The following is a 22639-nucleotide window of genomic DNA, read 5'->3' as shown; positions in this document are numbered from 1 at the left end:
AGATCAAATGATAAAATATATTTTAAGTAGTTGTGTAATTGTCGCAGCGTTGTTTTTGATAACCTCTTGTGAGGATGGCATTGAAAACAAGAGTTATGGAACTATAAGTGGTGTTATTGAGAGTAAGGTAGAAGGGATGCCATTAGAGGGAGCCTTAATTACCACTAATCCTGCTAGTCGCTCTGTAAAGACTGATGTTAATGGTCGATTTACTTTAGATGAGTTAGAGGAAGGGGATTACGTAGTATCGGCTTCAAAGCACGAGTATGCAAATTCTTCTTTGGCTGTTAAAGTTAGACCCAATGAGGTAACAGAAATTATAATGCAATTAGAGGATGGGGATTTAGCTGCGAATACAGTTAAATTTGATAGTCCAATACCTGCTCAAAATGAAGATGAAGTTGGAGTTCCAATCACTTTCTCTTGGGGGTATTCTGGAGTAAGTGATTCAAGCGACATCAATTTTGAGTTAACAGTACGTACACCAGAATCGGTTGATCCAGTAATTTATGTAGAAGATTTAGTGGATACATTCTATGTAGCCGAAAATTTAAGTTATTCGAAAAACCATTCTTGGACTGTTGTAGCAAAAAAAAACGACGAGAAGATAGGTCAAAGCGACTTTTGGAACTTTAGAACGATTAGTAGCTCGAGTTTGCCATTCATGTTTGTTAATCCTGATGATGCACAAATATACCTTTCTATAGAGCAAGCAGGTTCGAGACACCGAATGACCAATGAGACTATTTTGAATCGTTTTCCAAGAGCGAACCCAGTAACTGACGAGGTGATCTATTCTGCAACTTATAATTCTCAAAATTACATCTTCCTAACCTATGGAGAGGATCAGGTTACTAAAAGGATTTCACCTTTGCCAGTTGATGGTAATCATCACTCAGGTGCTGGTTTCTGCTGGTCTCCAACGGGTGATCAGGTTTTGTTCTGTCACTACGATAAACTCTATCGAATAAATAAAGATGGTAGTGGTTTATTTTCTGTTTCAACTGCACCGGCAGGGCGTAATTATGTTTTTGTTGATTGGACTCAACACTCTAATAAAATTGTAGTGCAAACTCGTGGTGTCAACATTTACGATAGTGAAGTGTATTTAATGAATCACGATGGTAGTGATCAGACTTTAATAGTTGATAATGCCGACGGGCGTACCGAGTGGCCGTCATTTAGTATAGATGGGAAGCATGTTGTTTATACCCATGATAATGCCAATGTGGATGATCCTTATGGGCGTATGTTTGATTCGAGAATTTATACCTATAATATTTCAAGTGGTGAAGTGGTTGATCTCTCGGGAGGTAATAAAGTAAATGGTACTAATGATTTACAGCCAATATACTCGCCTGATGGATCGCAAATGATATTTGTTAATACATCTAATACCGGAACAGGACAGAAAGACATATATGTAATGGATGTCGATGGTAGTAATCGTGAATTGTATTTCGAGAATGCCGAGATGCCAGAATGGAGATAGATAGCTTGTTGCTATTAATCACTTATTAAGCGATCCAAATCTTGTTTCTCAAATAACGTCGGGTAATCATCCAAGAATTGTTCCATAACAACCCGCATAACTGCCTCGCGCATAAACTTTGATTTGTTTCCAATTTTATACTTCTTGCAATAAACATTAACGGCCTCTTTTTCTTTTTCGTTAAGCAAAAATGTAGCTCTATGCTGACGCTTTAGAGCTTTTTCGCGTGATAAAACTTTTTGATGATCTTTTTTTGCCTTTTTAGCCATTCAGAAGTCGTGATTACGAGTGCAAAAGTAATAAAATAAGTCAATTGTATTCCGATAGAAGAGGAGTATCATTAGGCAAAAGAAAATAAATTTAAACAGGTGAAATATAGATTAATCAAAAAAGGCTTATAAATTTGCGATATAATATAAGTATGAATTTTATTACAGAATAATGGGACGCGCATTTGAATACAGAAAAGCCTCAAAACTGAAGCGTTGGGGTACGATGGCTAAGACATTTACGAAAATTGGTAAACAAATTACGATTGCTGTTAAGGATGGCGGTCCTGATCCTCATGCAAACTCGCGTTTACGTGTTCTAATACAGAATGCCAAAGCAGCTAACATGCCTAAGGATAATGTTGAGCGTGCCATCAAAAAAGCGACTAGTAAAGATACAGCCGATTATAAGGAGGTAGTTTATGAGGGCTATGGACCTTTTGGAACAGCTTTTATGGTAGAAACGGCAACCGATAATACAACCCGTACTGTTGCTAATGTACGTTCTTACTTTAATAAGATGGGTGGTTCATTGGGAACCTCTGGTTGTGTAGATTATATGTTTGAGCACAAATGCAATTTTAAAGTGTTGATGAAAGATGGCGTTGACTTGGAAGAGTTGGAGTTGGAATTGATTGATGCAGGTGTTCAGGAGATATTTGAGGACGAAGGGTTTATCTTTATTTATGGTGATTTCGAAGGGTTTGGACCTATTCAGAAATACCTTGAGGACAACAGTTTTGAAATTGAAAAGGCTGAATTTGAGCGTATCCCTCAGGATACAAAGGAATTGAGTGAAGAACAAATGGTTGATATTGAAAAGCTATTGGCTAAATTTGAAGAGGACGATGATGTAACGAACGTATTTAATAATATTAAATAGGCGTACTTCATTAAAAAATATAGAGCGGCAATTCGAACAATTCGGATTGCCGCTTCTTCTTTTAATGAGTTTTATCAATTTGTAAGAGGCTTGTTGTAAAGCATGTTGTTTATCCTTGCAAATGGGTAATTAGATACGTATTTTTCAATCTGAAAATAAAATTAATAATAATATCATGCAAGATTTAAAACAATACATCGAAGACAATAAGGATCGTTTCCTTGAAGAATTATTTGGCTTGATTCGTATCCCATCAATTAGTTCAAAACCTGAGCATAAAGATGATATGTACAAATGTGCAGAGCAATGGAAGCAGTTGTTGCTTGATGGTGGTGCAGATAAGGCCGTTATTATGGAGACAGAAGGTAATCCTGTTGTTTACGGAGAAAAAATATTAGATCCATCTTATCAAACAGTTTTAGTTTATGCTCACTACGATGTTCAGCCAGCTGAACCATTAGAGTTATGGAAATCCCCTCCATTTGAACCTGAGGTGCGCGACGGTAAAATTTATGCGCGTGGTGCTGATGATGATAAAGGGCAAGGTTTTATGCATACAAAGGCCTTTGAATACTTAGTGAAAACCAATCAGTTAAAGTGTAACGTTAAGTTTTTAATTGAAGGAGAAGAAGAAGTTGGTTCTCCAAGTTTGCCTAAGTTTTGTGAGGATAACAAAGAGTTGCTTAAGTCCGATGTGATCTTGGTTTCTGATACAGGAATGATAGCTCCGGATGTTCCAACCATTACTACTGGTTTGCGTGGTCTTTGTTTCTGGGAAGTAGAAGTGACAGGTCCTAATCGTGATCTTCACTCTGGTTTGTTTGGTGGTGCAGTGGCGAACCCAATAAATGTATTAGCTAAGATGATAACACAGATGGTGGATGAGAACGGAAGTATTACCGTTCCTGGCTTCTACGATGATGTGATTAAAGTGTCGGATGATGAGCGTGCGATGATGGCTAAAGCGCCATTTAGCGAAGAGGAGTATAAAAAAGCCTTAGATGTTGAGGAGTTAGCAGGTGAAAAAGGATATTCTACCAATGAGCGTACTGGTATTCGTCCTTCATTTGATATTTGTGGAATCTGGGGCGGTTATACTGGAGAAGGTGCTAAAACCGTTTTGCCTTCAGAAGCATATGCTAAGATTTCATCTCGCCTGGTGCCAGATCAAGATCATTTGAAGATAGCAGATTTATTTAGTAAGCACTTTGAATCGATAGCGCCAAAGAGTGTGAAGGTGAAGGTAAAACACTTGCATGGTGGCCAAGCTTATGGTTGTCCAATTGACTTGCCTGCATACCAGGCTGCTGAAAAAGCATGTGAGGAAGTTTATGGCGCCCGTCCAGTGCCTGTTCGTAGTGGTGGATCTATTCCTATTATATCTACTTTTGAACAAATCTTAGGAGTTAAGTCTGTTCTAATGGGCTTTGGTTTAGAAGCTGATGCTATTCACTCTCCAAATGAAAACTTCCCATTGGAGCAGTTTTTTAATGGTATCAATACAATACCTTATTTTTACAAGTATTTTTCTGAAATGGAAAAATAATAATATTTTAAAATGGGAGGTTACCTGATGGGTGTCTCCTGAAAAAAATGTATTTTATTTAAGAAGCCATCCGCTAAAATAGTGGGTGGCTTTTTTATTGTCTTTTGGAATTAGAAATAGTTACATGATTAAAAACGGGGTGTTTATTGGTGAAAACGCATAAAAATCAATATTGACCATTGAAAAATCACCTTTTATCAATAAAAAATGGAAAAATATTCAATTTAGGGCTTAAAAATGATGCTTCGTATGTAAAAAAGTATATTTTTGCCAATGCTGATTCGATAAAAAAATAAAATACTATGGCAAAATTAAGATTTCAAGCGCTAGCTGAATTAATGAACAGAGAGCCAAAAGAAGTGATTTTCCCTTCTACAAAAGCAACAGATTATTATGGTGATTTAGTCTTTAACAAAGACTCAATGGCAAAATACTTATCAGGCGATGCTTACAAAGCTGTTAAGGTTGCTATGGATAAAGGAGAGTCGATTGACCGAAAAATAGCTGATACAGTTGCTTCTGGTATGAAAGCATGGGCTATGGAACACGGTGCAACACATTATACACACTGGTTTCAGCCATTAACCGATGGAACAGCAGAAAAGCATGACGGCTTTATTGATTATGGTGATAACGATACGATGATAGAGGCCTTTTCGGGTAAATTACTTGCACAGCAAGAGCCTGATGCTTCATCTTTCCCTAACGGTGGTATCCGTCAGACATTTGAGGCACGTGGTTATACAGCCTGGGATGTTTCGTCGCCTGCATTTATTATGGGTACTACACTATGTATACCTACGGTATTTATATCGTATACTGGTGAAGCTTTAGATTATAAAACACCATTTTTAAAAGCACTTTCGGTTGTTGATAAGGCAGCTGTTGGTGTGGCACAATATTTCGACAAAGATGTTAAGAAAGTGCATACTAACTTAGGTTGGGAGCAAGAGTATTTCTTAATTGATCAAGCTTTATATCAGGCGCGTCCTGACTTAATGATTACTGGTCGTACCTTGATGGGGCACTCATCATCGAAAGATCAGCAGTTAGACGATCACTACTTTGGGTCTATTCCTGAGCGTGTGTCTAAGTTTATGATTGAGTTAGAAATAGAATCACATAAGCATGGTGTCCCAGTTAAGACTCGTCATAACGAGGTAGCGCCAAACCAGTTTGAGTTAGCGCCAATTTATGCTGAAGCAAACCTTGCCAATGACCATAACCAGTTAGTAATGGATTTGATGAAGCGTATCGCGCGTCGTCATAAGTTTGAAGTGTTGCTTCATGAAAAGCCATTTGCTGGCATCAACGGTTCTGGTAAACATAACAACTGGTCCTTGCAAACAGATACGGGTGTTGTATTATTAGCCCCAGGTAAGAATCCTAAGGGTAACCTACAGTTCTTAACGTTTGTTGTTAATGCAATTGCCGCTGTATATAAAAATCAGGATTTGTTACGTGCTACTATTTTAACTGCATCTAACAGTCACCGTTTGGGAGCCAACGAGGCACCGCCAGCTATTATTTCTGTGTTTACAGGTTCGCAAATAGCCGATACTTTAGATAATCTTGCTGAGCGTATTACAGATCAGAAAATGTCGCCAGATGAAAAAACAGCCTTAAAGTTAGGTATTGGTCGTATTCCTGAAATTCTTTTGGATAACACTGACCGTAACCGAACGTCGCCATTTGCCTTTACTGGTAATCGTTTCGAATTCCGTGCTGTAGGTTCTACTGCTAACTGTGCTGCTCCTTTAACCGCATTGAGTGCAGCTATGGCTGTTCAGTTGACAGAATTTAAAAAGGATGTTGACGCTTTAATTGAAAGTGGTGTTAAGAAAGATGAAGCCATCTTCCAGACAATTAAGAAAGTGATATTGGAATCAAATCCAGTGCGCTTTAATGGTGATGGTTATTCTGATGAATGGAAAGATGAAGCAGCTAAGCGTGGCTTGACGAACATTACTTCTGTGCCAGAATCATTGTCTAAGTATTTAGATAAAACATCTAAAGAGAGCTTAGTTGATACAGGAATCATGTCTGAGCGTGAGTTAGAAGCTCGTGTTGAAGTTGAGATGGAGAAATTCACCAAAAAGATTCAGATCGAAGCACGTGTTCTTGGTGACTTAGCCATTAATCACATTGTACCTACTGCGATTCAGTATCAAACAGAATTGATACACAATGTACAGGGTATGCGTGATATCTTTGACGAGAAAGAATTTAACGAACTGGCTGGTGCTCGTAAAGAATTGATCAAAACAATTTCAAATCATATTTCAACCATCAAAGCTAAAGTAGCGGAGATGATTGAAGATCGTAAGAAATGCAATGTAATTGAGGATGAAACGGAAAAAGCCTATGCTTACGACAAGCAGGTGCGTCCTTACCTTGATGATATTCGTTACCACATTGATAAGTTGGAACTTATTGTTGACAATGAGATGTGGCCATTACCAAAATACCGTGAGTTATTATTTAATAGATAATAAGTCCAAAAAATCTACACTAAAAAAGGTTGCAGCGTTAGTTGCAACCTTTTTTTATGAATTATATTTGGAGTAACTGTTGTTATGCCATTTCTAAAACTGCTTTAACCACATTGTCGGCACCTTCTGCAATTTGAATAATATTAGCATCTAGCATGTAACATGGAGTGGTGGCAATTTTATTTGCTTCATCAATTATTACTTCGCCATGATTGGTAGTCATGTGGTTGGCTCCCATGTTTTCAATGGCTTGTGCTGTACCTTCGTCTGTACCGATAGTGACCGTTACTTCGCCTAAAATTTTTGCAATCACCGCAGGGGAAATGCAAAGTGCACCAATGGGTTTGTTGGCTGCATGCGTTTCTTTCACGGCGCGCTCTGTTTCTGCCTCAACACTACAGTTAGGGCCCTCAAAAGCTACCGAACTTAGATTTTTGGCAGCGCCAAAGCCACCAGGTAAAATAAGTGCGTCAAAATCAGCTGCTTTATATTCGCTTAGTGGTTTAATTGCACCACGTGCAATACGAGCCGACTCAACTAAAACATTTCGCTTCTCATTAACCGGCTCACCCTTAAGGTGGTTTATTACATGGTACTGCTCCACATCAGGTGCAAAAATGGTGTAATCAGCTCCTTGCTTGGCTATTGCCAGTAATGTTAAAACTGATTCATGTATTTCCGCACCATCGTATACGCCACATCCCGAAAGGATAACAGCTGTTTGTTTTTTTGTTGTCATGGTATATTTGATTTGTTGAGTTATAAAAATACATCATTTTGATGATGCATGAAACTATTGGCGTAAGATGCTTTTTCTTGAGTTTATCCACTGGAGATGATTGTTTATCAAAATATATAAAATAGAAAAGGTCTAAATAGATTAGGTTTCTATTTTAAAGAATTCCATATGTGATTGGTTATTAGTGGTTTTTCTTATATGATAAAGCGTAATGCCTTATTTGGTTATGATTCAACTAACTATTTGAATGTAATGGCGTATAAGTCTACTTTACGTAACAAATGTATATTTGTGTCGTTTTTTTTGATTCTAAACCTTGATATTTTTAACTAAATGAAAAACATCTACTTGCGTAGTCTGGTGGTTTTAATACTGCTAGGCTTTATTTCGTTAAGTGCATTTTCAACAGTTCGGTATGTGAAACCGAACCTCGTGAGTAATGCATGGCAAACTAAAACAAATGTTTACACCAGCCTTCAACTTGCACTATCCGAGTCATTTAGTGGTGACCAGATATGGCTTGCAGAGGGAGTGTACTTACCAAGTGAGATTGGTGATAGGTATGCTACTTTTGAATTAAAACCAAATGTTCAGCTTTATGGAGGCTTTAATGGTACAGAGTCAACGTTAGAAGAACGTAATTGGCAAAAACATAAAGTTATTCTTAGCGGGGATATTGGTGTAACAAACGATGCGACAGACAATTCGTATACCGTAGTTAAAGCCATTGGTTCAGAATATAATGTTATTGATAAAAATTGTATCCTCAATGGAGTATCTATAGAAGGAGGTTACAATAATAACCCTAGCTGGTCTGAACGCAACGGCGGTGGACTTTTCATTGATAATGCTTCACCATTTATTGCTAATGTTGTTTTTAAGGACAATCAATCGTCACGTTTCGGTGGAGCTTTGGCTACAGTGAATGGTGCAAATCCTAATATTGTTAACTGTTTTTTTATTAATAATCAGGCTCTCAATGGGGGAGCTTCATACTTGAGTTATGATTGTGAATCGAAATTCTATAACTGTCTATGGTACAAAAATCAGGTGAGTGATAACTATCAAAATTGCTACGCGGAAATATATGCCGATGGTTACGATTGTTTAGTAACTAACTCCATTGTGGTTTTAAGTGATTTCAATACATCGCCCAAATTAACTATTAGTGGTAGTGTTGATTTGGATAATGTTTTGATGAGCAAGGATGCTGGGTTTGTTGATATTGCAAATTATGATTTTAGATTGCTGATTGGTTCTGAGGCCATTGATACTGGTAATATTGCACACCAATTGGTTAGTTCAACTGACTATGCTGGTAATGCCCGTGTGTTGAACGAAACGATTGATTTAGGGCCTTTTGAAGGTGCTGTTGTGGTGCCTGTTAATAGTACGCCAGCTGATCAACATGCTTTTGTGGTGACGGGGGAAACGCTTAATGTTACCTTACAGGCTGAATGGACAGAAGCAATGCCTTACACAGTAGAGCGTTATTTTATTGAATATTGGAGTGATGAGGAAAACATCAATAGCGTTGATATCAATAGTAACTTATCCTATACAACAAGCTTTTCAAAAGGTAAAAAAGTATTTTGGCGCCTGGGACTTGAGTTGAGCGATGGAACTATTAATTACTCCAGGGTAACCACGTTTTCTATACGTCAGAGTGGATCGATTTATGTTAAAACAGGAGGCACAGGAGACGGTAGCTCCTGGGCTAACGCTTATGGCAACTTAAATGAAGCCATAAATACGAGTGTGGATGGAGATGAGATATGGATAGCTGCAGGTGTTTATAAACCTAGTGACGCTGACATTAGAGCACAGCGCTTTGAAATACGTAATAACATTACGTTGTACGGTGGTTTTGCTGGAAATGAGAGTGCTTTAAGCGAAAGAGATTATATTAAAAATAGATCTATTATTAGTGGAGATATTGGTGTAGAGTCTATTATTGATGATAACTCCTTGCAACTGTTTAGGGTAAATGCAGAGGGAATTGTTGTTTTCGACGGATTAATTCTACAAGATGTGTACGCCAAGGATGGGAGTATTGCTCACAAAGGCGGAGGGATGCTTGTGTTAGATGGCGATGTGACAGTGAGAAACTGCTTGGTAAAAGATAATCAAAGTTATAGTTCTGGAGCGGGAATTTCCATTCAAGGTGGTGATGTTACTGTGTTTAATTCGATATTCAAAAATAATAAATCAATGGTTAGTTATGGAGGAGCGATTAGCTTAGAGTCGGGAACTGGCTTTGTTGTTAATTGTACCTTTGTAGGTAATGTGGCAAATGGTGGATCTTCGGTATATGAAGAAGGCTATAATGATTATATGAAAGTATATAACTGTTTGTCTTTTAATGAAACCAATCGTTATAATGATGTTTCTATTAAGGGCGATGTTGATTATTCGGCTTTTGAATTTACCTGGTTTAATTCTAGTCGAAATAATATGGACATTGGAGATCCTTCCTTTGTGAACCATGAGATGGACGATTTCCGATTAAATAGCCGATCGCCATATATTGGAAAAGGGAGCAAAGAGTTTGTTCCGGAAGATGCACTTCTTGATTATTATGGAAATACCCGAATACAAGGCGATGAAGTAGATATGGGTGCCTATGAGGGCGGCGTGAAATGTCCGCTTATATTGAGTCCATCACTATACGAAGTTATTAAAACGACAGAAAGTAGCTGTGAGATTGAGTTTAAAGCAGGCTGGGATGGGGAAGTTCCAAGTTACGCCATCACGCAATATTTTGTTGAGTATTGGCCTGCCGGAGGTAACAAGGTAAAAGTAGTTACAGAGAGTGACTTAACAACAACACTTTCTTTAAGTGCTAAAATAGAATACAATTGGCGAGCAGGAGTTGTTTTAGATAACGGTATCATCAATTATTCACCTGTTTCTTATTTTTCAATTGTTAATGATCAGCCAATTTATGTGAAATCGGGAGCTAATGGAGATGGATCGAGTTGGGAAAATGCTTTTGGCACTATGCAAGAAGCTTTGTCTGTTGCTGTTGAAGGCGATGAGTTGTGGATAGCAGAAGGAACCTATTACCCAACAGATGATGACGATAGGAATGTGAACTTTAGCATTCAATCTGCTATTTACTTATACGGTGGTTTTGCAGGTGACGAAACAGCACTAGAAGATCGTAATTGGCGATCGCATCCAACCATTATAAGTGGTAATATTGGTGATCCTTTAGAAGAGGCTGATAATTCGATACAATTATTTAAGTGTAGTTTAAAAAGTATTCGTCCGGTTGTATTCGATGGTTTAACACTTAGAGATAGCTATTCCTACAGTTTGGGTGGAGGTATTTATAGTAGCGAAGGTGCTTCAAAGGTTCTCAATTGTATTTTTGAGTACAACACGGCTGGTCAGGGATCGGCTATTGCAAGTGAGGTTCGATTGGAATGTTATAATACGATATTTAGAAATAATACAAGTCATTACGATGATGTGATTGAAGCATATGATGGCGAAAATGATATTGTGAATTGTGTATTTGTTAATAATACGAGCGATAGAATTATTATCGGCAATGGCACCGTGGCCAATAGTATTTTCTGGAATAACAAGATAGAAAGTTCTGCAACCAGCAATATATCAGTTTTCAATTCATGTGTTCAAGGACGTTCAAGTGATGAGATTAATTCGGATCCATTGTTTATTGATATGGAGAATGGAGATTACCGCTTGCACTATCTATCACACGCCATTGATGCTGGTGACAATGAAAAGTTACCGGAAGATATTACTAAGGATTACTATGGTAATGCACGATTGGAAAATAACGTTGATTTAGGCATCTGTGAGGGTGGTGTGCTTACTCCGATAATTGTTTATCCAAAAGCAGGACAAATAATTACAAACGAAACTGCAAGCATAAATGTGGAGTTTGAGTGGGAGTGGGGTACGAACGTAACAATTCCTGATGTTGAGAGTTATTCAATTGAATACTGGTATAACAATGGTAGCTATGCAAAAGTAGATGATATTAGTGCATTAAAAACCAGTGTCACATTTGATGTTGGGCAAAAAGTTGAATGGCGAGTGATTGCCCATGTTAAAAATGAGCAACCTGTTATTGGTTTAAAACGTTCATTTTCGTTGCCTCACTTGCATCCAATTTATGTTCAAGAAGGACAAACTGGTGACGGTACAAGCTGGGCTTCTGCTTTGGGAGATGTAAATGAAGCCATCGCAATGGCCGTTGGAGGAGATGAATTGTGGGTGGCTGCAGGAACATATAAGCCAGCCGAGAGTGATCGTTATCAATCGTTCGCTATTGATAAAAGCATAGCTATTTATGGAGGCTTTAAGGGCACTGAATCTACCTTGCCAGAAAGAGACTGGCAGAGCAATCCAACTATTTTCAGTGGTAACATTGGCGACCTTGATAAAGCAAGTGATAACAGTTCCCATGTGGTTTATCTTGAAACATTATTATCAGATACAACTATTATTGATGGTATTAGTATTACGGAAGGCTATGCCAATCTTTGGTCAACAAATAATAGGTATGCTGGAGCAATATTTGCTCAAAATGGCGTTCTATTCCTTCGAAATACAATTGTTTCAGATAATTTTTCTGATGATGAAGGGGGGGCTATATATAATAATGGAGCCCACTTGTATATTCAAAATTCGCAATTGATTCACAACAACTCATCCAATAGTTATGGCGGGGCCTTGTTTCATAATAATGGAAAAACGCAGGTTTTAAACTCCGTTGTATATGCTAATAAAGGAGGCCGAGGAGGTGGAGTCGCGTCGTATAACTCAAATAATGGATTAGAAGTTGTTAACTCAATTATTTGGGGCAATACTGGATACGATAATAGTGATGACGTGTATGGTGTAAAGGCCAGGTATTCCATATTGGGTCAATCATATGATGGAGATGGAAATATTGTTGCTTCACCTTTGTTTATCGATGCAGATAATAAGGACTTTAGGCTTAATATAACTTCTTTGGGTATTGATGCAGGCGTAAACGACTCTATTCCAATCGATATGTTATTCGACTTGGCCGGTAAGGACCGTATTATAAACGATGTGGTAGATATGGGTTGTTTCGAAGGTGGTGTGATAACACCTATGATTACCAACCTAAGCAATGACAGTATTGTAAAGGGCGTGTTTTTAGGCACCGATGTAACCTTTGAGTGGCAGTGGCCCGAAGGTTATGCTGTTCCGGAGTATGATCATTTTAGATTAGAATACTGGACCACTGAAGATAACGTAATATCTGTTGATGCTATTACAGAATTAAGCCATACTGTGGCCTTGGATAATGGTAATGAGTACCAGTGGCGCGTGGTGGCTGTTAATGGAGAAGAGACCTATCCATCTCCAATTGGCAGCTTTGTTGTCACTCACGAATATGCTATTAAAGTTAAAGAGGGATCGTCTGGTTGGGGCGATCGTTGGGCATATGCTTTTGGTAGCTTGCAAGCTGCCATTGATGAAGCTGTGCGAGGAGATGAAATTTGGATAGCTGAAGGAACCTATTTTACCAGTACTACTGATGATAGGGATGAGTTTTTTAGGATTACTAAAGGACTGACGATTTATGGTGGCTTTAAGGGTAATGAAGTATACCTTGAAGATAGAAGCGGCAGCACTGAAAAAACGATTTTAAGTGCAGATATAGGTCTGGCGGGTGCGCCAGCAGATAACAGTTATCGTGTTATAGAAACTAATTTTTCTAAAAAAGACACTTTAATTATTGATGGTTTAACCATTACTGGAGGCCAAGGAGATAACATAGTTGGCGGTGGTGTATTTCATAAGCAAGGGTATCTTGTTCTTAATAACACGGTTGTTAGAAACAACTATGCTGCAAATGGTGGAGGTGTTACATCCAGAGGCTTTACCGAAATTATAAATTCATTAATTACCAATAATAATGGAGATTTTTATGGAGGTATTTATGCCAATGAAAATGAAATTTCGGTGTATAATTCAACCGTTGTTAATAATCGAGCAAATAATTCTAGTGTTATATACGCTAATTACAAGGGTAAAATAAATTTGTTTAACTGCATTTTGTGGAATAACACATCCAACGACGCCAGTTATGACTACTACCTTAGAGGGAAACTTTACAATTCATGCATTCCGGAAGGGAGCTATAACACATCTGTAGATGAAATGAATAGCGTGCATATTGATCCTTTATTTGTTGATGCCGAAAATGCGAATTATCGTTTAAAGATTACGTCGCCATGTATCAATAATGGAAGTAACGATTATATACCAGAACAATGCCGTAAAGATTTGGATGGTATTGGTCGTGTAAGCTGGGGTCTTGTTGATATGGGAGCCTATGAAGCTTCTTATCCGAAACAGGTTCGTCCGGCTGATAAAACACCTGAACGCCCAACGGGTGTGTTAGGTTATACCTGGACTTTAGGGGCTGATATCGATGGTGTAAGTCCTAATCCTAACTTAATGGATACAAGCCCATATAGCATGAGCTTTAAGGTTTGGGATGTTGATGATGAGGACAATGTTTATGAAGAGTATGATGGTATTGGATATTGGGGTTTTATGTCGTTTAATTATGAACACCGCAAAGGCTATCAATGGCGGGTTGGTGTACAAACCGAATCATACACCTATTGGTCCGATACGGCTACTTTTTACGTAGGCGGAGAGACGCCACTACACGTTAAACTTGGCTCATCGGGCGATGGAACATCCTGGGATAAGGCTTATGGAAGTATTCAGGAGGCTCTTGATAACTCAATTAAGGGTGATGAAATTTGGGTAGCCAATGGTGAGTACACAGTTAGTGCCAGCGACGATAAAACCGAGTCATTAATGCTAGGTTCTTATCGTGCTATCTATGGTGGTTTTGAGGGTAACGAAACGCAGCGAGGCTCTCGCTATAGCTCCAAGGGTAAAACCATAATAAGCGGCGATATTGGCACCAAAGGCAGTACCGATGATAATACCAATACCTTAATTAAAGTGCTTGGTACAAGCGAAGCACCGGTTGAAGGAGTACTAATCGACGGTGTGACCTTAACATCAGCCAATGCAGAAGAAGGTAATGGCGGTGCCTTGTATGCCAAGCATGCCAATTACAAACTGCTGAATTGCTTTGTTTCGGATAACGCTGCCACCAACGGAGCTGCTGTTTATAATACCACGAGTGAGGCATTTATATACAATACACAAATTGATAATAATAAAGGAGCTCAGGTGGTATTTGGTGATGCCGCGTCGAATTTGACCATGGTGAATGCCACGGTAACAGCTAATTCAGGAGGAGTTCAATCGCCGGGTAACATTATTAACACGATCATTTATGCCAACGAAGGAACGCAGTTAAGTGAAGCAGCGGCTACTTATTCGTGTATAGAAGGTGGTTACGATGGTGTTGAAAACGTGTCAGGTGATCCTGATTTTATTGATGTTGAAGAGCGCGATTACCGATTGGGAATGTACAGTTCATGCTTCGACCAAGGAGATGATTTGTCCTTGCCAGGTTATGCTTACATGGATTTGCATAAAAATGAACGTCGTACTTTTTACTCTCAAGTTGATATTGGAGCTTTTGAAATTGGTGTTTACCAACTTGGTAAAGTTGAAGTGACAGGTTCTACACCAACTCATGAATCCAGTGAAGTAGATTACAGTACTCACCTTAAAATAGCCTTTAATAAACCAATTAAAGACATCAGTCGTCAGTCAATAACTATTTCACCAAATGCGGGGTACCTTTATCCGCGATTGAATGAAAGTGGTGATACGCTTATAATTTGGGATTATGACAAAGAGTTGGATTTTGATCAAACATATACGGTAGATATTCCATCAGAAGCGGTGCAGTTTGTCAACAATAGTAAAATTCCAACAGAAGCTGTGCATTTGCAGTTTAGCATACGCAGTTGTAAGCCGGCGGTAATTAAACCAGAGCAAACAACATTATCCGCATGTTTGTTCGCTGATATTGATTTGTTGGTTGAATTGGAAGGTGATTATTTAGAAAATTATACCTGGATGGCAGCCGATACTGTTTATAAGCATTCGTATTACGAATCTCAATTATGGATTCATCGTTTTACAGAAGATAAAGCTGGTACTTTTACCATGGTAGTAAATGATATGTGCGACAATGTAGTAACCAAAGATGTTGTTATAAGCCCAAGATCAAGCAGCGAAATTGTACTGAAAGATAAGTGGGATGATATCTTGTTCATCGATAATAGTCAGCAGAATTTTAGCGATTATACATGGTACGTCAACAACCAAGAAGCCGGTGATGCACAATACCTGAATTTGGTAAGCAAATCAGGAGAAGTGTATGTTACTGCTACTGATTTGGTGTCTGGCTGTACTGTTTACTCCGATACCTTGGAGTTGGCCAATGGAGGACTCAAAAATGTGAAAGTGATGCCTAACCCGGTGCAGCGAAACCAAAATGTGGTGATAAAATTACCTGAGCAAAAGGAGAAAACACAGGTTAGACTTTACAGCATGGGAGGAAGCCTTGTGGCACAGCACACCTACGAAAATACCTTTGTAATTGACTATGAGCATACCAATGTAAAACCAGGGGTGTATATACTCGAAGTTCAGTCTGAAGGTTTAATTGAAAAACGGAAAATAATTATTCAGAAATAAATTATTGAAGGAGAGGATCCTTGGTATAAAAGGTACCAAGGGCCTGTCTTTATAAAGATCACTGTGGAACGAAAATGTGATTTTGATTATCCAAATTGACACATAGGCGGATGAAATACGAAGTATTCATGAATACGTTTGAGCGTGAAAGTTTGATGAATAAAAATTTATTTGAGAGTTCCATATGGCCAATAAACACAAATTTTAGACTCATGAAAAATATACTATATATTGTTTTTTCTTGCTTGCTCTTCACCACCATGGTGAGTGCACAAAATGTAAGCACAGCAGGGCAAGAGACTTCCTCAAGCAAAAGCAAAGAAATAAAACCCGACAAACGCTATAAGAAAGTGTACTGGGGACTTAAAGCCGGTGGAGGTCAAATGATGTGGGAAAACGACTTTAATAATTATGAAGCGCTTACCGTTATGCCCTTAAACTTTGGTTTCTTCATCGAATATCGTCCAATTAAATATGTAGCCATTGAAACAGGGGCATCGTATTTTATGGGGTCTTTTGAAGGCAGTATTGACGCTTATAGTACGACACAAAACGGAGTTGACTCTGAGGGCGATAATGTGGAGTATCGTTTTGCATCAAGCGATATGGTGGAAACACAGGATTTAACCTTATTAAATGTGCCAATTGCCCTAAAGCTAAATGCTTTTGCAGGTAACTGGGAGTTTTTTGCAAAGGGAGGTATGGAGTATCGTCATGCTTTAACAGCAAGCTATAATAGCTCCGGCCTAATGACAAATCACGGCTACTATGCCCAGTGGGATTTGTTGGTGGATAATTTGTACCAGCAAGGGTTCTATAGCAACCGATATACTAACGAAAGTGGCGACATAACATGGACCGATACTTTTGAGCCTTTTGTGGGCGGAGGAATTGTTTTTCCGAGTCGTAAAACATCCTTTTTTATTGAGGGTATCTATTATTTAGGCAGTGGAGATTTTACCGAAAAGCAAACATCTCCTTTTGTTAACCGAATTAATAATGCGCCAATTAGTGAGTTAAGTTCAGGTAGCCTAATGGAAATGGGCACCACCAAAATGAGTGGTTTTATGGTGAATATAGGCTTGCGCTTTTAAGTATAGATCGTTAGCCACGCACGAGTGATACCAAGGCGGTAAAACGATTGTGTGGTGTCAGATATTACAAATTTAAGAGGGAGTTTAAAAGCTTGATGATACATGCTATCATTGAGTTTTTAAACTCCCTTTTTTTATTATCCTGCATTTTAAAATTTAAATCAATCTCAATTATAGGTGTTTAATATTAGTCACACGCCACCCATCATTTATCCATTAAAACCAAAGGTTCGTCAAGCAATGATAAAATAATGCCTTTTCCATAAAGAGTTTATAGGCTGTTTTGCATCTATCATATATAAGCCCATGCAATTAATATGAATACAGCTAAACTACTTTATGATGCTTTTCTTTTGTTGTCAAGCATTCGATCTACTAATAAATGGTGTTATTGTAACAAAATTGACCGATACCAGCGGTATCGTCTTGGCCAAGCAATAGAACGCCCAATATCATCTGGTATTTGCCAAAAACAAGGCAAAAATCATCGATATCACTTTGTAGTGTTGCTTTTCACTATTAAAAAGTGCCGATACAATCTGTATCGAGCTTTCCAAAGAGTAAACCGCCCGATATCAAACGATATCGGTAAAAAAATAAAAAAGTGTCGATACCAATGGTATTGAAGCTTCACAACTTATCTCCACATAACTAAATCAAGTATAACCTACAATTTTAATGCAATGAACAAAATACCCAGAATAAAAGGCAATACCCGCGTGAGCGAGGTGAATGGCCTGTTACAGCAAATAATTGATGAATATCAGAAAAACGATTACAGCAACGATGCCTACGTGAAATCGGCTTTTGAGCGTGCGATTAGTTTGAATGAGCAATTGAGTATTGCCATTATGCGCGATTCGGTAGAGTCAGATCTTAGTGAGTTAGACGATGTTACCGATCGTACTTTTACCTTGTTACATGGTTTGGTGAAAGGTTATACCTGTCATCCTGATGGAGCAATAGCCGGTGCGGCAGAGCTGCTTTTTAAAATGCTCGAAAAATATGGCCTTGAGGTTAAGAGCAAGAGCTACCGCGAGGAATACCCTTTGTTGGCCTCTCTTTTAGGTGAAAGCAAAACAGGAGATTACCAGGCTTGTGTGGTTCAGTTACCTGGTTGCGAGCAGCGTTTTATGCAACTCGAAACGGCTGTGGATAATTTTAATGCCAAGCAAAATGCTTACTATTCGGTGAAAGACGAGCGTAAGGAATTAGATTCGGCTTCGCTTATTAAAAAACGTTTGTTTGCCTTGCTAAATGACGATTTGGTGCCTTACCTTTTTGTTATGAGCAAGGTGAATGCCGATGTTTACACGGAGTTAACACAGTTTACTGCCAATCGTATTGCCGAAAACAATACCACCGTAAGAAACCGCAGTACAAAAGTAGAAGCAGAACAATAATAAAGCAGGAGATAAGTTGTGAGCCCTGTAGTACAAACTGCAGGGCTTTTTTAGTATTGAATTAAAGTTAGTGCCTACGTGGCTTAAGCACAAAAAATGCTAAAAGATGCTTTTGTCGCTTAATTGTGGTTATTTTAGTATGAAAAATAGCCCGCTATGCATTCAGAGATAATAAAATATCAAGATAAGAAGTTTAAGTGCTCACTGGCTTTTGCACTTCATTTAATAGGCGATAAGTATAAGAGTTTGATTCTTTACCATTTAAAAGATGGTGCTCAGCGATCGGGAGAATTGCAAAAGAGCATTGCCGATATCTCCAACCGCATGTTTACCTATTCCATACGAGCATTGGAAAACGATAAGCTGGTTAAAAGAACCATTTATCCGGTTACGCCGCCAAAGGTAGAGTATGATTTAACGGAGGAGGGAAAATCAATAATCCCCATCATTCTTGAATTGAATAAATGGGGACAAGATTTTGCCAAACAAAATCACTTATACGCACCCTGCGAGTAGTGTAGTTCGTATGAGTGAGAGTAGATTTCGAATACAGTACCAAATGGGTCTTCAACATAACACATACGGTATGGTTTTTCGCCAGGGTAGTATTCCCTAATAGGCATACGTTGTTTACCACCAGCGTCTACAATCTTCTTAACAAGGCCTTCTACATCGGGGTCTTGTATCGAAAAGTGAAACAGGCCTGAGCGAAATGGTTCAAAATTTGGCTTCAATTCTTTACTCTCATTAAACTCAAAAATTTCGAAACCAATTTTATCGCCAGTTGAAAGATGAGCGATTTTAAATGTTTCCCAACCTTCTCCAAAAACATCAATACACATTTGGCCAATAGCCGTTTCATTTTCTTCTTTTACTAATGTCGGCTCCATAATAACATAAAATCCCAGTACCTCGGTGTAGAACTTTACCGCTGCTTCAATATCAGGTACAGTAATGCCAATGTGAGAAAATGTTTTAGGATACGTTTTTACTGGTTCATTTAAATTACTCATATCTCTTTTTGTTTGTGAATACCCAAAAGCCGAAAACACTAAAAGGAAAACAGCAAGGGTTGAAAATTTGTTCATCATTGTGTTATTAATTTTGATACAAATTAAAAGTATAATTTGCCCCTATACAAGACGTTACAGCTGTTGCGCATAGTTACATCAATGTGTATAATTATGATTTTTAAGCTTCTGTCGGGCAAAAAAAAATGAAAAAAAATTGAGGCCATGCTCCATAGATCCGAAAGGTTTTTGGGATGGTATTGTCGATTACTAGAGAATCGCTTTGATGAAAAAATATTCATGTTCTTAATTTCATCGGATCAGTCATTTAGCTACAATGTATGCTTATGATTTAAAATTGTTGTGCTTTTTCAGGTAGGGTGAAAAGCTGCAACGGCGGTATGTATGCAAACACACATTGTTAATTATTTTAAAAGATAAGCATCATGAAAAATTTTCTAAAAGTATTTGTAGCAGCTATTATGTTATTGTCTTATTCATCTGTTGCCAGTGCGCAGGACGAAACTACAGGACCAATTTTAAGCGAAGAGCAAAAAGCAATGGTTGCAGCTAGCAAAGAGGAGAAAAAAGCTAATCACGAAGCTTTTAAAGCAAGCCTTAGCGAAGAGCAGTTAGCTATTTTAGATAATAAAGAACTAAGCAAGCAAGAGAAAATGAAAGCTTTTGCAGCATCGTTAAGCGAAGAGCAAAAAGCTATGCGAAAAGCTAATAAAGAAAGTGTGGAAGCCAACCGAGCGGCATTGCGTGCCACCTTAAGCGATGAGCAAAAAGAAGCTATTGAAGCCCATAAAAAGGAACAGCGCAAAGAGCTAAGAGAATCATTAAGTGATGATCAAAAAGAGCTGATTGCTGCAGCCAGAACGGAGAAGGAGGCTAATCGTGATGCCTTTAAAGAGAGCCTGACAGAAGAGCAGTTGGCTATTTTGCAAGACAAGGAAATGGGTAAGAAGGAGAAGCAAGAAGCACTAAGAGCCAGTTTAAGCGAGGAGCAGCGTGAGTTAAGAAAAGCCAATATGGAATCTTTAAAAGAAAATCGTGAGGCGGTAAAAGAGACCTTAACACAAGAGCAAAAAGCTGCCATGAAGAAGCAAGCCAAGCAACGTGCCCGCAAAAATAGAAACAGAAAAAACGCATAGTACCTTAAGTGTTCAACAACAAAAAAAAGTACAGGCCTACTACCTGTACTTTTTTTGCCCATTATCATTACTCATCCTGTTACTGATACAGGGAAATTGCCTTTTAAAACTAATTATACCACCCCTCCTAAAATTCAGGAGGGGACGGTTTTTCATCCCTCTCCTCCTTGGCAAGGAGGAGTACCACGAAGTGGGGAGGTGGTTAAAACGCTTAAAAGCGAATTCCCTGGTTACTGATATAAGCTAATCATTGAATTAAGTTTAATTCTCCATCACTTATCCCCCAAAATATAGCGTATATGAAAATTTTGATTCTAATTGTTTTTAGTTTGTTTTATGCTTTTTCCGTTATGTCACAAGAGAGTTATGTCGACTCGGTATTGCATGAGCTTATGTACTACGATGAAGAAGAATTGCTTTACATGGAGGTGGCAGCTGATAAGGCATTTCATTTTGTGTATGCCAATAGTAGTTATAGCAACCGAACTTATTACGCAGGTCGCGAGGTGGGAGATCCGCAGTACTATCTGTCGGGGCAGGTTTCCTACTTTAACTCATATGGTTTTTTTATGGGTTTAGGTACTAGTTCGGGTACTTGGTTTAGTGCCAATAACAATGCAAATTACAACAACGCTTTTATGCTTGGCTACGGAAAAGCACTAAAAAAGCTCAACTGGCTTAGATACAACCTGACGTATAGTCGTTACTTTGGTTTCAACAACGGTTTTGACTTTTCATCGACCTACAGTAATAATTTACACTGGGGAATGAGTACAAAGTTTAACTGGTTTGGTTGTAGGGCCGGACTTAACTATTTATTTGGCAGTGACTCCAAACTAACATTGAACTGGGAAGTGTATTCGTCGTTCACCTTAATTGATTGGGGGCGTTTCAATCGTTTAAAACTAGAACCAGAGCTGTCTTTTTTTTATGATTCGGAAGAGGTGGAACATACAGGCAACAATGGTGAGTTAAGTTATCATTCAGCTTTTGGTTGGATGAATACAGAACTATGCATTCCCTTGATATTGAATATCCGTAATTTTGATGTTGAGCTAAGTTACGTGTTCAATAGGCCACGCTCACTTGATCCTGCTTACGAATATGATCCAAGCAGTTTATTCAATCTATCAGTGGGGTATATCTTTGAACTTTAGTGGCGAAGCAATTGATTATTTTTCTTCATACATTTAGCGGAAATATTGATGTATGGAAAAGCGAAATAAAGTATTTATAGCCACTAGCCTCGATGGTTATATTGCGGACAAAAACGGAGGCTTAGACTGGTTGCATAGTATTCCTAATACTGACCAGGTGGATATGGGTTATGGAGCATTTATGAACGAGGTGGATGCCATAATTATGGGACGTACAACTTTTGAAACCGTTTGTGGTTTTGATTGTCCGTGGCCCTATAGCAAGCCCGTGTTTGTTCTCAGTCGTACCTTAAAAACAATACCAGAAGAATATGTTGGAAAAGTGCAGCTTGTTAATGGTTCCTTAAGTGAGGTACTTAAGCAAGTGCATGGTCAGGATTACCACAATTTGTATATCGATGGAGGAAACACCATCCAAAGCTTTTTGCAGGAAGATTTAATCGACGACCTTATTCTTACGACTATTCCTGTTTTACTAGGTGGTGGTTCTTCGTTATTTGGCGACTTGGATCAAGCTTTAAATTTTGAGTTGGTTTCGTCCTCTGTTTTTCTTGATCAGGTACAACAGGTACGTTATAAACGAACCAGAAAATAACCTGAGTTCGATTAAAATTTAAGACTTCAGATTTCATTAAGTGATTGATATACAATCTAAATTTTTGAGGCATAGTAAACTATGGCGATTAAATTTAGAGCAGTAGATCAATTATTTAATGAAAAGATTAATGTATCCACTTATAAACAT

General features: G+C 38.3%; 14 protein-coding genes. 11 read left to right on the top strand and 3 right to left on the bottom strand.

Translation table 11 applies throughout. The annotated features are described in order from the left end of the window. The first annotated feature begins 7 nt into the window (after positions 1-7). Entirely contained in the window at positions 8-1492 is a 1485-nt protein-coding gene (locus FNN09_RS13140) for a carboxypeptidase regulatory-like domain-containing protein (protein WP_143302830.1), read from the top strand. Positions 1493-1506: 14 nt separating this feature from the next. Here FNN09_RS13140 and FNN09_RS13135 read toward each other — a convergent pair whose 3' ends face one another. Then, entirely contained in the window at positions 1507-1761 is a 255-nt protein-coding gene (locus FNN09_RS13135) for a hypothetical protein (RefSeq protein WP_143302829.1), read from the bottom strand. Positions 1762-1933: 172 nt separating this feature from the next. Between FNN09_RS13135 and FNN09_RS13130 the strand changes: the two genes are divergently transcribed. From FNN09_RS13130 to FNN09_RS13120, 3 genes are all read left to right on the top strand, one after another. Next, entirely contained in the window at positions 1934-2644 is a 711-nt protein-coding gene (locus FNN09_RS13130) for a YebC/PmpR family DNA-binding transcriptional regulator (RefSeq protein WP_143302828.1), read from the top strand. 175 nt (positions 2645-2819) lie between these two features. Continuing rightward, positions 2820-4190, top strand: coding sequence for a dipeptidase (locus tag FNN09_RS13125; RefSeq protein ID WP_143302827.1), 1371 nt, complete (start codon positions 2820-2822; stop codon positions 4188-4190). A gap of 302 nt (positions 4191-4492) precedes the next feature. Further along, the gene (locus FNN09_RS13120; protein WP_143302826.1) at positions 4493-6682 is read left to right on the top strand and encodes a glutamine synthetase III; all 2190 of its coding nucleotides are present in this window, start codon (positions 4493-4495) and stop codon (positions 6680-6682) included. Positions 6683-6764: 82 nt separating this feature from the next. Here the strand turns inward: FNN09_RS13120 and elbB are convergent, their stop codons facing one another. Next, positions 6765-7421, bottom strand: coding sequence for an isoprenoid biosynthesis glyoxalase ElbB (elbB, locus tag FNN09_RS13115; RefSeq protein WP_143302825.1), 657 nt, complete (start codon positions 7419-7421; stop codon positions 6765-6767). 333 nt (positions 7422-7754) lie between these two features. On the opposite strand from elbB, the gene FNN09_RS13110 reads away from it, so the two are divergent. The 4 genes from FNN09_RS13110 (at position 7755) to FNN09_RS13095 (ending at position 19086) form a co-directional block, all read left to right on the top strand. Then, positions 7755-16073, top strand: coding sequence for a choice-of-anchor Q domain-containing protein (locus FNN09_RS13110; protein ID WP_143302824.1), 8319 nt, complete (start codon positions 7755-7757; stop codon positions 16071-16073). Between the two features lie 212 nt (positions 16074-16285). Then, the gene (locus tag FNN09_RS13105) at positions 16286-17167 is read left to right on the top strand and encodes a hypothetical protein (RefSeq protein ID WP_143302823.1); all 882 of its coding nucleotides are present in this window, start codon (positions 16286-16288) and stop codon (positions 17165-17167) included. Between the two features lie 683 nt (positions 17168-17850). Beyond that, positions 17851-18570 (top strand): DUF6261 family protein, encoded by a 720-nt coding sequence (locus tag FNN09_RS13100; RefSeq protein ID WP_143302822.1) that lies wholly within the window; start codon positions 17851-17853, stop codon positions 18568-18570. A gap of 156 nt (positions 18571-18726) precedes the next feature. After that, positions 18727-19086: a helix-turn-helix domain-containing protein gene (locus tag FNN09_RS13095; RefSeq protein WP_143302821.1), complete on the top strand. Its 360-nt coding sequence runs from the start codon at positions 18727-18729 to the stop codon at positions 19084-19086. Here the strand turns inward: FNN09_RS13095 and FNN09_RS13090 are convergent. Next, entirely contained in the window at positions 19062-19583 is a 522-nt protein-coding gene (locus tag FNN09_RS13090) for a lactoylglutathione lyase family protein (RefSeq protein WP_143302904.1), read from the bottom strand. The two genes, FNN09_RS13095 and FNN09_RS13090, sit on opposite strands and share 25 nt — an antisense overlap. 443 nt (positions 19584-20026) lie before the next feature. Between FNN09_RS13090 and FNN09_RS13085 the strand changes: the two genes are divergently transcribed. The 3 genes from FNN09_RS13085 to FNN09_RS13075 all read left to right on the top strand — a co-directional run bounded on the left by FNN09_RS13085 (position 20027) and on the right by FNN09_RS13075 (position 22489). Continuing rightward, positions 20027-20737 (top strand): hypothetical protein, encoded by a 711-nt coding sequence (locus FNN09_RS13085; RefSeq protein ID WP_143302820.1) that lies wholly within the window; start codon positions 20027-20029, stop codon positions 20735-20737. A 299-nt stretch (positions 20738-21036) separates the two neighbouring features. Continuing rightward, complete coding sequence (locus FNN09_RS13080; RefSeq protein WP_143302819.1) at positions 21037-21894, top strand: hypothetical protein; 858 nt, start codon at positions 21037-21039, stop codon at positions 21892-21894. Between the two features lie 52 nt (positions 21895-21946). Continuing rightward, positions 21947-22489, top strand: coding sequence for a dihydrofolate reductase family protein (locus tag FNN09_RS13075; protein ID WP_143302818.1), 543 nt, complete (start codon positions 21947-21949; stop codon positions 22487-22489). Positions 22490-22639: the final 150 nt, after the last annotated feature.

This window comes from Carboxylicivirga sp. M1479 (assembly GCF_007097485.1).
In the GTDB taxonomy this organism is placed as follows: domain Bacteria; phylum Bacteroidota; class Bacteroidia; order Bacteroidales; family Marinilabiliaceae; genus Carboxylicivirga.
Note: the sequence above shows the minus strand (reverse complement) of the source record. Positions and strands in the feature narration are given on the sequence as shown.

Excerpts from the sequence above, each read along its gene's own strand:
- FNN09_RS13080 (WP_143302819.1), top strand. The coding sequence starts at position 21,037 with ATGAAAATTTTGATTCTAATTGTTTTTAGTTTGTTTTATGCTTTTTCC.
- FNN09_RS13135 (WP_143302829.1), bottom strand. The coding sequence starts at position 1,761 with ATGGCTAAAAAGGCAAAAAAAGATCATCAAAAAGTTTTATCACGCGAA.
- FNN09_RS13095 (WP_143302821.1), top strand. The coding sequence starts at position 18,727 with ATGCATTCAGAGATAATAAAATATCAAGATAAGAAGTTTAAGTGCTCA.
- FNN09_RS13110 (WP_143302824.1), top strand. The coding sequence starts at position 7,755 with ATGAAAAACATCTACTTGCGTAGTCTGGTGGTTTTAATACTGCTAGGC.
- FNN09_RS13125 (WP_143302827.1), top strand. The coding sequence starts at position 2,820 with ATGCAAGATTTAAAACAATACATCGAAGACAATAAGGATCGTTTCCTT.
- FNN09_RS13075 (WP_143302818.1), top strand. The coding sequence starts at position 21,947 with ATGGAAAAGCGAAATAAAGTATTTATAGCCACTAGCCTCGATGGTTAT.
- FNN09_RS13085 (WP_143302820.1), top strand. The coding sequence starts at position 20,027 with ATGAAAAATTTTCTAAAAGTATTTGTAGCAGCTATTATGTTATTGTCT.
- FNN09_RS13090 (WP_143302904.1), bottom strand. The coding sequence starts at position 19,583 with ATGAGTAATTTAAATGAACCAGTAAAAACGTATCCTAAAACATTTTCT.
- FNN09_RS13130 (WP_143302828.1), top strand. The coding sequence starts at position 1,934 with ATGGGACGCGCATTTGAATACAGAAAAGCCTCAAAACTGAAGCGTTGG.
- FNN09_RS13140 (WP_143302830.1), top strand. The coding sequence starts at position 8 with ATGATAAAATATATTTTAAGTAGTTGTGTAATTGTCGCAGCGTTGTTT.
- FNN09_RS13120 (WP_143302826.1), top strand. The coding sequence starts at position 4,493 with ATGGCAAAATTAAGATTTCAAGCGCTAGCTGAATTAATGAACAGAGAG.
- FNN09_RS13105 (WP_143302823.1), top strand. The coding sequence starts at position 16,286 with ATGAAAAATATACTATATATTGTTTTTTCTTGCTTGCTCTTCACCACC.
- FNN09_RS13100 (WP_143302822.1), top strand. The coding sequence starts at position 17,851 with ATGAACAAAATACCCAGAATAAAAGGCAATACCCGCGTGAGCGAGGTG.
- elbB (WP_143302825.1), bottom strand. The coding sequence starts at position 7,421 with ATGACAACAAAAAAACAAACAGCTGTTATCCTTTCGGGATGTGGCGTA.